This window comes from Lactonifactor longoviformis DSM 17459, from assembly GCF_900129135.1.
In the GTDB taxonomy this organism is placed as follows: domain Bacteria; phylum Bacillota; class Clostridia; order Lachnospirales; family Lachnospiraceae; genus Lactonifactor; species Lactonifactor longoviformis.
The window spans coordinates 50,262-62,824 of record NZ_FQVI01000006.1 but is presented as its reverse complement, the minus strand read 5'-3'; the positions used below and the strand labels follow the sequence as shown (position 1 = coordinate 62,824).

Annotated in this window: 10 protein-coding genes; all 10 read right to left on the bottom strand. The window is 47.3% G+C overall.

All coding sequences use genetic code 11. The features are described from left to right. Positions 1–10: 10 nt before the first annotated feature. On the bottom strand, positions 11–1,324 hold the full coding sequence (locus BUA56_RS07735) for a phenylacetate--CoA ligase family protein (RefSeq protein WP_072850570.1): 1,314 nt from the start codon (positions 1,322–1,324) through the stop codon (positions 11–13). A 2-nt stretch (positions 1,325–1,326) separates the two neighbouring features. Next, entirely contained in the window at positions 1,327–2,571 is a 1,245-nt protein-coding gene (locus BUA56_RS07730) for a lipopolysaccharide biosynthesis protein (RefSeq protein WP_207650922.1), read from the bottom strand. After that, the gene (locus tag BUA56_RS07725; RefSeq protein ID WP_072850566.1) at positions 2,549–3,862 is read right to left on the bottom strand and encodes a phenylacetate--CoA ligase family protein; all 1,314 of its coding nucleotides are present in this window, start codon (positions 3,860–3,862) and stop codon (positions 2,549–2,551) included. Before BUA56_RS07725 ends, BUA56_RS07730 begins: the two co-directional genes overlap by 23 nt. Further along, a complete protein-coding gene (gene rfbH, locus BUA56_RS07720; RefSeq protein WP_072850564.1) occupies positions 3,852–5,213 on the bottom strand; it encodes a lipopolysaccharide biosynthesis protein RfbH in 1,362 nt (453 codons plus the stop codon). Before rfbH ends, BUA56_RS07725 begins: the two co-directional genes overlap by 11 nt. Then, positions 5,198–6,277 carry a CDP-glucose 4,6-dehydratase gene (rfbG, locus tag BUA56_RS07715; RefSeq protein ID WP_072850562.1) on the bottom strand — a complete coding sequence of 360 codons (1,080 nt, stop codon included), beginning with the start codon at positions 6,275–6,277 and terminating at the stop codon, positions 5,198–5,200. The genes rfbH and rfbG overlap by 16 nt, the downstream gene beginning before the upstream one ends. Further along, positions 6,277–7,053: a glucose-1-phosphate cytidylyltransferase gene (gene rfbF, locus BUA56_RS07710; protein WP_072850561.1), complete on the bottom strand. Its 777-nt coding sequence runs from the start codon at positions 7,051–7,053 to the stop codon at positions 6,277–6,279. Before rfbF ends, rfbG begins: the two co-directional genes overlap by 1 nt. Positions 7,054–8,196: 1,143 nt before the next feature. After that, complete coding sequence (locus tag BUA56_RS07705; RefSeq protein WP_072850559.1) at positions 8,197–9,681, bottom strand: glycoside hydrolase family 32 protein; 1,485 nt, start codon at positions 9,679–9,681, stop codon at positions 8,197–8,199. Positions 9,682–9,831: 150 nt separating this feature from the next. Beyond that, positions 9,832–10,278 carry a DUF2961 domain-containing protein gene (locus BUA56_RS07700; protein WP_242946737.1) on the bottom strand — a complete coding sequence of 149 codons (447 nt, stop codon included), beginning with the start codon at positions 10,276–10,278 and terminating at the stop codon, positions 9,832–9,834. A gap of 431 nt (positions 10,279–10,709) precedes the next feature. Continuing rightward, positions 10,710–11,111 carry a transposase gene (locus tag BUA56_RS07695; RefSeq protein ID WP_278320848.1) on the bottom strand — a complete coding sequence of 134 codons (402 nt, stop codon included), beginning with the start codon at positions 11,109–11,111 and terminating at the stop codon, positions 10,710–10,712. Between the two features lie 172 nt (positions 11,112–11,283). Further along, positions 11,284–12,546, bottom strand: coding sequence for a uroporphyrinogen decarboxylase family protein (locus BUA56_RS07690; RefSeq protein WP_072850553.1), 1,263 nt, complete (start codon positions 12,544–12,546; stop codon positions 11,284–11,286). Between the last annotated feature and the right edge of the window lie 17 nt (positions 12,547–12,563).

Sequence of the window (12,563 nt, the reverse complement as noted above, 5' to 3'; positions counted from 1 at the left end):
TGCTGCCTTCCTATTTCTCTTTCCAGCGGTTTTCACATACCATACGCTTCCCCGAGGCCTGTATGGGAATCTCATCCACGTAGGTCACACGTATGTCTGCTTCCTCCCCCAGATATCTGCGGTACAGCCCTACCACTTCTTCTTCCTTAATCTTTTCACGATCTGCATTCAGCAGCAGCTCATATTGGGTTCTGTCCCACTGAATGCATTTTGCCTGATGTACAATGCCTTCCAGATGGATCAGCACATTCATAAATACGTGTATGGACAGCGGCTCCCCTTTGCAGTTAAAGAGCAGAGAACCTCTTCTGCCGTAGATTTCCGTGAGTGTGCCGTGCACCCTGCCTTTTTTATCTGTTTTCAGCTCCATAATCCCGGTGTCTCCCGTATCATACCGGATCATAGGAAACATTTTATTATAATAATCGGTGACTACAATCCGGCCCAGTTCTCCCGGAGAGGCCGGCTCATCGTTGTCCAGCTTCAATATTTCTACATAAAAATTATAGAGATCTATGGTGTAGCCCTTCTCCTCACCCAGCTGAATGGCAATAAATCCATTTTCATTATTACCGTAGGAGCGCACAGGGGAGAAGCCAAACTCCTCTGTGAGAAGATGATATGTATCCCAGGGAAGAGCCTCCCCCATGGCAAAGATCATTTCCACACTCCAATCCTTCACCTCTATCTTATTGCGGGATATGTAGCGGGAGAGCGCGGTCAGCGCACTGGAGTAGCTCACCAGTACCTGTATCTTTTCTCTCTGGATCCGCCTGCAGATGCCTGCCAGGGCGTCATCCCCCATATTGGAGATATCAATCATCAGCAGATTATTTTTAAATGATTTCCAGCTGCTGATGGTATTCTTTCCCGGGATCCATACCCGGAACTCCCCTCTTTTCATCCCCATACGGAACCCATTCAGCTCCATGCAGGAGATAAAGTTCATATTTACACGGTTCATTTTATCTCCGTCGCATATGACCGTGAAGGGAGTTCCCGTAGAGCCGCTGGTGCTCAGGGAATATATCTTTTCCTTATTGCTGTATCCCTCACAGGGAATCTCCTCATAATGTTCCAGGTAATCCCCCTTGTTCAGCACCGGGAAGTCACGGAGGCATTCTGCCCCCTTATACTTTCTGTAATAAGGAGAATTCTCCCTGGCATAATCCAGCAGCTTTTCTATTCTTCTGTCTATATATTCCGGGGTGACCCCCTGGACAATTTCTCGTTTATTTACCTCTTTTAACCGGTTGAGCTTTCCCCCCTGAAGGGCGTCTAAACCATTAAAGGCCAACCGGCGCAATACTTCACCTAACTGCATATTCATCCTTTCCTGGCTTTCGCCACACCCAGCAGTATCACCGCCCCTACCCTGAGGCTGTTTGCCGCAAGAGAAGCCCAGGCAAATCCCAAAATCCCAAATGCCCTGGTCCCTGCAGCTGCCAGTACCAGCAGGAGTACAAAATGTGCTGCCTGCAGCCACAGCTGCCATCTCTCATCTGTAAAGGTCAGCACTAGTATAAATAAAAATGCAGAGAGCAGACCCAGAATCTGCGTCAGATTCGTAACCAGAATCAGCCCTTTTACGGATTCATACAGATCTCCATAGAACAGCCGGATAAAAATGGGTGTGGCAATCTCGCAGAACAGGAAAAACAGGGCGCTTATTCCCAGTCCCGCGGCCACTCCTTTTAAGAACTGTTTCTTGGTGAGGGTTTCTCTGCGCTTTGTCAGATAGGATATGACAATAGTATTCACAGGGGCAATTAACAGTACCATAGTTTTTCCGATTAAGGATACTACGTAATATTCCGTAACCGCCAGATTTCCCATCAGCCGGTTCAGCACCAGACGGTCCATATTCAGGGTGGTATTGGTGATAAGATAAGAAAGCGTAAGGAACAGTCCCCGGCGGATCACTACAGAAAAGCTGGCGCTTCTGGCAAAAAAGCTCCTGAAAACAGTACCTGAGATCCCCACATACAGAAGGGCCAGAGATTCCCCCAGAAGAAAAATCAAGAACCAGTTCCCGCTTATGCGGTAGAGGAAAAAACCTCCCAAATACCCCAGAGAAATCATCAGATAGTAAATAAAGTACCTCTTGTAGTTCAGGTTCAGACGATATTCCACATCCCCATAGTACCGAAAAATTGTAATCATTAACAAAAGGAATGTGGCGATATAAGCTGAAGGCGTATGCAGTTCCTTCCCTGAGAAGCCCAGTGCGGCCGCGCTTCCCGCCACACCGAAGATCAGGATTGTCCAGTCATAATCTCCGTTCGTTACCGGATAATCCCTTCTCACCACCAGGCGGCTGGTATTCAGTGACTGGCCTACAGAAGGGCAGAGAATACTGACAAGCCCCATAATATACAGGAGGTTTCCCAGCTGCTCTGCCCCCATCTGACGGTTCAGCAACGGATAGATCACAAGCTGCAGAACGCCGTTCATCAGGAGCATTCCGCCCATGGTATACATGGTATTGGTTATAATTGTTTTGTTCTGTCTCCCCACTGTCACTTGTGATTTACCTGCTTTCTGTACTTCATTGCCGCCGGTACTTTTCACAGCGGTTTTCGATATATTTTCTCTTTCCAGACTGAAGCACCGGAATCTCATCCACATATTCTATGGTGATTAGGGCTTTCTCCCCCAGATGGGGCCGGATTCTCTCCAGTATCAGAGTCTCGTCAATCTCATCCTTATTCCCGTTCAGCCACAGGGTATATTTTGTCTCATCCATCTGTATAAAGCGGAATTGACGGACCCCGCGGACATCCCACATATTATTGGTAATAATATAAGGTGTCACCGGCCTGCCCTCACAGTCGTAGATGAGGTCGCTTCTTCTGCCGTAAAGCTCCGTAAGAATTAGCTGATATCTGCCGTCCTTTACCCGTTTCCTTGCAATGGCAGTATCCCCATTATCATACCGTATGATGGGAAATGCATAATTATACAAATCCGTGATTACAATCCGCCCCAGCTCCCCGGGCTCTGCGGGCTCGTTGGAATCCATTTTGAGGATTTCATAATAATAGCTTTCCGTGTCGATGTGGTATCCCTCATCCTTTTTGTTCTGTATCCCCATAATTCCATTTTCTTCATTGGAATACCAGGCCCGCACCGGGCAGGAAAACTGCCGTTGCAGGGCCTCCCGATCTGCTCTCGGCATGGCCTCAGAGATGGGGATCACAGACTTAACCTGAAAACTTTCTGTGGGAACCTGATGACGATCGATGTATCGGCTCAGCTCACCCAACGCGGAAGAATAACCCACCAGACACTTCACCTTCTTTTTCCGGATGATATCTGTCATCTCTGAAAGGGCAGTGTCATCCAGATTAGAGCTGTCCATCATAATGAGGTTTTCCTGGAGCAGACGAAGCCTGCTCTTCTTCACATTATTCACCCAGACCCGCAGGAAAGCCTCTTTCATTCCTATATAATAGCCACCCACAGCTCCGAGGAAGATTCCTCCCGCTGTGTTATGGTCAATCTTGTCCTTATTCTGTATCATCCTAAGGGGGGTTCCTGTGGAACCGCTGGTACACATTATCCGGTTATCAGAAGCCTCTCTAAACACAGAGGACTGAAATTCCCCATAATGTTCACGAAAGGTATCCTTGTTAACCACAGGGAGCTGTTCCAGCGGAGTGTCCTCCGGGTACTCTTTATAATACCCGGTAGTTCTCACCGCGTGGGCAATCAGCTTCTGAAGCTTTTCCCGGGTCTCCTCCAGAGAAGTACCATCACAAAACCCCCTGTGAATCTGATTATAGTATTTCCTGACCCTGCCGCCCTTTACTGCATCCAGAAGCCAGAATCCATACCATCTCAGCTTTTCATCAATGAGCATTGGATATCTCCTCCTGGTTCACAGCTTCCCTGACTGTCTGTATCATATAATCCAGCATCTCATCTGTCATTCCGGGATAGACGCCGATCCAGAAGGAATCCCGCATAATCCGGTCTGTATTCTCAAGGCTCCCCGCAATCCGGTACCCGGCGCCTTCGGCCCTCATACGGTCAAAGCAGGGATGCTTCACAAGATTACCCGCAAAAAGCATCCTGGTCTGCACGCCTTTCTTCTCCAGGAAGGGTACTACCCGATTCCTGTCCACTCCTTCCCTGCAGGTCATAAGGAACCCAAACCAGCTGGGTTGGGATCCTTCACAGGCTGCCGGCAGAATCAGCTTATCCTCCGTGTCTGCCAGCCCTGCTCTCAGATAATCAAAGTTGCGGATTCTCTTTTCCACAAAACCCGGGAATTTTTTCAGCTGGGCACAGCCGATGGCTGCCTGCATGTCTGTAGCTTTCAGATTGTATCCAAAGTGAGAATACACATATTTGTGATCATATCCCAGAGGAAGCTCTCCGTACTGGCGGTCAAACCGGTGTCCGCAGAGATTGTCCTTTCCGGAAGGACAGCTGCAGTCTCTGCCCCAGTCCCTGAGGGAGCGGATTATTTTATGAAGAAGGGGATTGTCCGTATAGACTGCACCGCCCTCTCCCATAGTCATATGGTGAGGCGGATAGAAGCTGGAAGTGCCGATATCTCCTATGGTGCCCGTGAGTCTCTTCCTGCCGTTCCACGTATATACCGAACCCAGAGCATCGCAGTTGTCCTCAATAAGCCACAGGTTGTGTGCTTCACAGAAGGATTTCACGGCCTTCAGGTCAAAGGGGTTCCCCAGGGTGTGGGCGAGCATCACTGCCTTTGTCCTGCCGGAGAGAGCCTCCTCAAGACTGGCTACATCTATGTTATACTGGGGAATGGTGACATCTGCAAAAACTGGCACTGCCCCGTACTGTACCACAGGAGCGACCGTTGTGGGGAAGCCGGCAGCCACAGTGATTACCTCGTCCCCCGGCCGGATCTGACGTTCTCCCAGAAGAGGGGACGTCAGCGCCATAAAGGCCAGCAGATTAGCGGAAGATCCCGAATTCACCAGAGAACAGAAGCGCAGCCCGAGATAGCCCGCAAATTCCTTCTCAAACTGATCTGTGTATCTTCCGGAGGTAAGCCAGAATTCCAGGGCGCTGTCCACCAGATTCACCATCTCTTCCTGGCCGTACACTCTGGCCGCATAGGAAATCCTGTCTCCGGGAACATAGTCCTTCTTTTTATTATGGTACGTATCACAGTAGGCACTGACCATCTCCAGAATATGGTCCCTGGCCTGCTGCTCTGTCATATGTTCAAACATGATTCTTTCACCTGCTTTTTCCTATATTCTTCTATCTGCTGTTCCATCACTGCAGACACATCCGCTCCCGCCAGATATGCCTTGGTCCACGCCACCGTTCTTTCAACGGCTTCCTGCACGTGCCATACCGGTTTCCATCCCAGCTCTTTTTTGATTCTGGAGCAGTCCAGCTTCAGAAAGTTCGCTTCATGCGGCCCATCCAGAGACTGGTTTATCCAGGTCTGCCCATCCCCCCAGGAACGGCAGAAAATATCGGCCAGCTGCCCTGTGGTAATGCAGTCTCCCTCCTCCGGGCCTACGTTATAGCACCCTGCAAGACTGGGATCCCCGTATTGCCTCCGGGCAATCAAAAGATAGGCGGACAAGGGCTCCAGCACATGCTGATACGGCCTGGTGGAGTGTGGATTCCGTACTATTATAGGTTCCTTCTCTTGGGCTGCCCTTATACAGTCCGGAAGGATGCGGTCCGGCGCAAAATCCCCTCCTCCTATGACATTGCCTGCACGAGCTGTGGACACGGGAATCCCGGCTTCCTCAAGGAAGGACTGCCGGTAGCTGTGGGTTACCAGCTCTGCGCAGGATTTGCTGTTGGAATAAGGGTCGTAGCCGTCCAGCTCATCTGTCTCCCGATACCCCCACTCCCACTCCCGGTTGCGGTATACCTTGTCGGTAGTTACATTGAGAAATGACTTTACACACCCTGTCTTCCTCACGCACTCCAGAATGTGGACAGTTCCCATTACATTTGTCCCGTATGTGGATACAGGATTCACATAGGATTCCCTCACAATAGGCTGTGCCGCCAGATGGAAGACAACCTCCGGGCGTGCCTCCTCCACGGTTTTCATGAGAAGGGGAAGATCCCTGATATCCCCGGTAACCGACTGCATTTGTCCGGCAATTTTGCTGACGGCAAACAGACTGGGATCTGTAGGGGGATCCAGTGCATATCCCGTGACAACAGCCCCTGCCTCAAGCAGCATCTTACAAAGCCAGGTTCCCTTAAACCCTGTATGTCCGGTCACAAACACTCTTTTTCCCCGATAAAATTCTATATCTGCCATTAGTTCCACACCTTCCAGGGAGCACTGCCTGACTGCCACATCTGCTCCAGCTTTTCCTTTTCACTCAAAGTATCCATACACTGCCAGAAACCGGTATGCTTATAGGCATTCAGCTGGCCTCTTCTGGCTGCTTCCTCCAGGGGATATCTCTCAAATATAGTGTCGTCATCCTGGACTAAGTTGAGTATCTCCGGTTCCAGTACCATAAACCCGGCATTGATCCAGCCCTCATCCTCTTTTTTCTTTTCCTTAAAATTGGAGATACTTCCGTCGTCCTGGATGTCCAGCACACCGAAACGCCCGCTGGGCTGGGCAGCTGTTATAGTCGCCATTTTCCCGTTGGACTGGTGATATGCGAGAAGCTCTCTGATATTCACATCGGCAACTCCGTCCCCGTAGGTGAGCATAAAAGTCTCCTCATTCAGATACTCGCGGATCCGTTTAATACGTCCGCCGGTCATAGTCCGCAGTCCGGTATCTACTACCGTTACTTTCCACGGTTCAGAAATGTTATTATGTATGATTCTTCTGTTTCCCTGGGTCAGGTCAAAGGTCACGTCGCTGTTGTACAGGAAATAGTGTGCAAACCACTCTTTTATCATATGCTGCTTATAGCCGCAGCAGATCACAAATTCGTCAAATCCATAATGGGAATATAATTTCATAATATGCCACAGGATGGGCTTTTCCCCGATCTCCACCATGGGCTTTGGTTTTAAATGGCTTTCTTCGCTGATTCTCGTACCGAACCCGCCCGCCAGGATAACAACCTTCATAGGATACCTCTGCCTTATACTTTTTCTTTTGTTTTATTCGCTGCCGCAGTCCTGCAGTCCTTTTTGGCCTTTGCGAAATAAACAACTAATAGTATAATATAATACTTTCTGCAGAAAAAGGAAGAGGTTTTTTGCATTTTATACATTTTAATGTCTTTTTTCGTCTAGATTAGAGGGGATATTGTTGTAAAATGCCTGATTTTAGTTTTATGTATGTGAAGTTCGGGGGTATGTAGTCCGAAAGCAGGGCGTTACAGACGGACGGATATAGGAGGGAGCACCGGGGAGACAGGGCCAGGCCAGGGGCCGGGGGATAGGGACCAGTCAGCTCGAGGCTCCGTTCCCCTAAGCTAAGTCCTACCAGCTGCTAAGCTCGTCAGGAAAGCCTTCCTCGCTAAATAGCTGGTGGACTGGATCTTAGGCTCACTCCGCTTAACCTCCCTGACTGGTCCCTATCCCCCGGCCCCTGGCCTGGCCCTGTCTCCCCGGTGCTCCCTCCTATATCCTGACAGAGACTCACTTCACATTCACGGAAAACGGGTGGGGAAGGTCGTGAGTTGTACACTTTTCATATTATTCATCATTTATGATCGCTCGATGTTTTGGATAAACAGCCAAACCTGTTACCGTTATCACTTCCATACTTTCTGGTTACATTACATCTATATTCTATCTGACAAATTTACAGCCATATCCTATGTGTAAGATTCCATTCCCGTTCTGATAAATCTCCCCCCCTGGAACTTTCCCATACCCAGGTGAGAGGAATCCTGCGGCGGCGGGCTGGCTGGTTCGGACGGGAGGGAGGGCTTAAGTTCCGCGGACGATTCCGCTGGAGTGACTAGAGAGTCTTAGGCAAAAACGGGATTCACGCTGGAGATTTTTTCGGCAGTCCAAGCCGAAAAAAAGTGAGCATGTGCAGAGAATGCACATAAAGCATTCTTTGGCCATACGAACGGTGCTCCGGCGGGGATTCCGGTTTTGTCTTAGACTCTCTTGGCGACGGAGGTGTCCCCGGAACTTAAGCCTTCCTCCCGTCCGATACTGCCAGCCCGCTGCCGCGGGATTTCTCTCACCGTCCCCCTTGCCCCCATACCTTCCGGCTAAAAAGTCTTAAGCTTAGGAAATTAGCTTAATCTTCTCCTATCGGTTGCACTCTTTCAGCCCATATGTTTCTATCTTCTTAAGTACGGTCTGTCCTCCGCAGCTGCACAGATATGTCTGGTTTTGTGCGCTGCCCGCATAAATATTCAAAGAATGATTATTCCGATACTGATTAGTAAAGATTTCCACAGAACTCTGGTCTGATAATATATGAACATCTAATTCTTTTTTATTCCGGAGATATAATGTGCTCTCAGACACTCCCTTGCTCCAGCCGTCTGCATGATTTCTGTTCACAGACATTATACTTTTTGTAAAATCAAAGGTACATACGGTCTGCTGTCCGTTCCCGCAGCGCAGCACAACCTTTAATTGTTCTGCATCCGTCTGCTCAAGATCAACCGTAAGCTTACACTCAAAAGATACTCCGTCTCCGGCTTTTACTATAGCCTTTTCCTGCTTTATTACCATATTTTCCTTCTGCCATGCATCTGTGCGGATCGTTTCAATCTCCCTTATGGGCACAAACTGTAGGGTATAATCTTCCATAAGGCGTACCTCTCTTGGAATATTATAAGAGCCGCACCAGCCCTCCTGGTATGTTGGTCCCCAATCCTTCCAAAACGGCATCCAGTCCCATGCATTTGCCCAGCCAACAATGATTCTGCGTCCGTCCGGTGCCTCAAATGACTGCGGCGCATAGTAATCAAATCCCCAGTCAATTTCTCCATTCACATGATAATCAAACTTACCGGTCTCATAGTCAAAATCGCCGACCAAATACACAACCGTACGCTCTCCTGCTCCCATTGGTGAGAACATAAGCACATATTTATCACCAATAGGATAAAAATCCGGACACTCCCACATATAGCCCCACTCACCCCGGCTTTCGGCCAGCACATTAAAGAGCTCCCAGTGCAGCATATCCTTAGAACGGTACAAAAGTGCCTGTGCTCTATTGCTGCGGCTTGCCCCGCATACCATATAATACGTATCTCCATGTTTCCAAACCTTGGGATCCCTGAAAAAATCGGAGGGTACCCCTTCTGGTGCAGTCAGTACCGGATTTCCCTCATATTTTTCAAAATGAATGCCATCCTCGCTATAGGCAATACACTGTGTCTGTTCAAATCCATTTCCATTATTAGCGGTACCAGTAAACATCAGAAACAATTTCCCGTCATGCTCAATTGCGCTTCCGGAGAAACAGCCGCCCCGCAGATGATTGTCATAGGTCTCAGAAGGTGCCAATGCCAGCGGCAGATACTCCCAATGCAGCATATCATCGCTTACGGCATGCCCCCAGTGCATACAATCCCAGAATCCGTAATATGGATTATACTGAAAGAAAAAATGATATTTTCCTTTATAATAGATCAGTCCATTGGGATCATTCATCCAGCCCGTCTGGGCCATAAAATGATAGTGCTGTCGCATCTTTCCATTTTTTACAATCTCTTTTTTGGCATCAATCTCCTGCTGGGCCTTCACAATATTCTCTTGCATCAATTCTCTGGACATAAAACTCCTCCAAGTTATCTATATTTATCACGAGGCTTTTTGGCAAATCCTGTATTAAGCCTTCACTCACGACGCGCTTTTTCTTCTTTTATCCTAAACTGTTCCTGCCTTGCAGGACTGTATTCCTCCCAACGCTTTGCCCATGATTCCTTACAGCTTCATCTCATATGTCATTTCCGGCAGTTTAAGTTCTCTACCCGGCGGAGTCGGAACATTCGGAAGTCTTTCTTCCACCGGAAGAATCGTGACTTTCTTACTTGTAGGCAGCGTCTGATACCAATAAGTGGTTGAACTCCAATTGTCGGATAAATGATTTGCATGTTCATGCTCAATTGTTACCTTTAAACTCTTTTCAAAGCAAACGGGATCCTTGAAATGAAATCTGTATGACACCTGGAAACCATCGGTATCACCCTCATGGACAATTGTTTCAAAGAGTGGGTATGCATTTCTCTGCATTCCCCAGGTATGATTAAAATAGTCTTCTGTTCCCGTACCATTAAGGCTTGGATATTCTTCCCCGTCAATAAAGAACATGTCGTTGCCTTCGCCTTTCAAGTTTGTTACATTATTTACATCGGGCGAATTGATCTGCACATCCGGTCCCCATCCGTCACACGGATTTTCACGTCTCCAGCAGGCAATCTTAAAACATCCGAACAAAGCTTCTATCTGTTTTTAGATTCCGAGCAAGAGGTAAAATATCCAGCCACCAGAACCAAAGGTTCTGGCTTTGCCCTTGGTGTGCCGTCAAGGGTGGCGGACGCCGCTAAAAAACTAATATATCTGCAATTTTCTAGGTTCCTCTGGAACTATTTTTTAGCTCCAATTTTCATATGCTACTTTACACTACCGAATTAGCACCATGGAACCCGTTCCATACCTGATAAAAAATAAAATATATTCCAAATATTTTTGCAAGTGTTGTGGAACGCGTTCCGCAACACTTGCAACATGAATGTGCACTATTCGATGTCTTTAATCTTATTATATTCTTTCATTCCCCGATGTCAATGTTTTTTTATGCCTTATACTTGCTTCTGCATATAGGAGTATCCTTCTTCAAATGTACAAAATTCGCCTGAATATATGCAGCATAGGTAGTGGACCAATGACATAATCAGCCAATACCTTTGGATTCTCTTCCTGAAACGCATTTGATATTTATCCAGTGCAAGCTTGCCTTTGCTTTGACGAAAAAATAATTCAATCCGCCAGCGTTTTGTGTACGTATCAAGGAGCTCCTGTGTGGATAATTCTACATTCGTGGATATAAATATCCATAATGCTTTCGGATTTCCAAAGGCTTCTTTTGGATAAATGATCCAGTTGGTCTTTAATGCACCAATCGTGTAGAAACCTTTCCGGATAAAGCTGTCCATTACTTTAGCAGTTGTATACCAACTGTCACAAAGAAAATAGGAGATCACCGGTGCAGTGGGGAGTTCCTCTGCGTTTTCCACCTGATACCCATAATCCTGACAGCCCTTCCAACAAGAGGATTTTCAACCACTAAAGTGTATTGAAAATCCTCTTTATTTATTCGGACTGTTTTTTCACAGCCCCTTTACACATATTAAGGGATATATGTCAGCTAAGACTTCAGATTCCTCTGAAATCCTTAACTGCTTTGTACATTGCCACCAGATTTTCTGCTGGTACTTTTGCTACTACATTATGAATGGTAGCAAATACAAATCCTCCATTTGGACTGAATATATTTAATCTCTCCATAACTTCATTGTATACTTCTTCCGGCGTTCCTGATGGCAGGGTATGCTGTGTATCTACGCCTCCGCCCCAGAACGTAATTCTATCGCCGTATTTTGCTTTCAACTCGCGGCCGTCCATGCCTGCCGCTGATAATTGCACCGGGTTTACAATGTCCATACCCATATCAATGAAATCCTCCATAAAGCCTGCAACCGCCCCACAGGTGTGATAGAAGGTCTTCCATGTCGTGTTCTCATGGATCCAGTCATTGACTTTTTTATAGTATGGCTTATACAGATTACGGAATGTATTCAGAGAATGCATTGGCGCATTCTGGGTTCCAAAATCAGTTCCACTCAGCCAGATTGCCTGAATTTTATTTCCAACAGCCTGCTTATAAAGTTCCAGATTCTTAATCATAACATCTGCGGCATAAGCATACACCTCTTCCACATATTCCGGGTACAGGAGATGTGCCATTAACCAGTCCTGTACACCGCGGATACCCTTGGGGTTTTTCAGGAAAGGCCCCGGAACTTCCGCTGCATCCCCAATGCTCATACCGCCCAGACAGCCAAACACAGCGTAATCAGATGTATCGTAAATGTGTTTAATCTGCTTTTCCCAATGTTCACAGTCAGCTTCCGTCTTTACCGTAAAGCTATCTCTATAATCCTCCAGTGGTGTCAGATTATCCTCGTCATACTCCGAGCGCTCAATATTATCGAAGAAAAAACCTTCTTTTGTCATCATCAGGCTTGGTTTTACGCTTCTGTCACCACAGGGATAAACATAGGTATATCCCCGCTCATCCACATCATACTCAAAGTCTTCAGACATTAATGTGGGCGTGCCGTCGCACAGAGTCCATGGTTTCGTACAATTCAGGTTGGAAATTCCCATCAGATTATCCCTGTTCCATAGAGGAACGACGTCGCCACCGATTTTTTCCAGTAAATCTAATTCAACTTCCCCTAATATCTGATAAGGCTCTACAATTTTGACAGGGTGTTCATCCAGTCCATACGCTTTTCTAAGCTGGTACAGTGTACTTGCACTTATTCCCGTCTGGCCGCAGCCACCCAAATCCATTGGTACATAATCCGGTGTTTCATGATTTAATGCTGCTATCACTCTTTCTCTCGATGTCATTTTTCTACTCCTTTTCA

Bases quoted from the DNA above. Each gene is read 5' to 3' on its own strand.
- rfbF (WP_072850561.1), bottom strand. From the start codon at position 7,053: ATGAAGGTTGTTATCCTGGCGGGCGGGTTCGGTACGAGAATCAGCGAA.
- BUA56_RS07725 (WP_072850566.1), bottom strand. From the start codon at position 3,862: ATGCTCATTGATGAAAAGCTGAGATGGTATGGATTCTGGCTTCTGGAT.
- rfbG (WP_072850562.1), bottom strand. From the start codon at position 6,277: ATGGCAGATATAGAATTTTATCGGGGAAAAAGAGTGTTTGTGACCGGA.
- BUA56_RS07735 (WP_072850570.1), bottom strand. From the start codon at position 1,324: ATGCAGTTAGGTGAAGTATTGCGCCGGTTGGCCTTTAATGGTTTAGAC.
- BUA56_RS07690 (WP_072850553.1), bottom strand. From the start codon at position 12,546: ATGACATCGAGAGAAAGAGTGATAGCAGCATTAAATCATGAAACACCG.
- rfbH (WP_072850564.1), bottom strand. From the start codon at position 5,213: ATGTTTGAACATATGACAGAGCAGCAGGCCAGGGACCATATTCTGGAG.
- BUA56_RS07705 (WP_072850559.1), bottom strand. From the start codon at position 9,681: ATGTCCAGAGAATTGATGCAAGAGAATATTGTGAAGGCCCAGCAGGAG.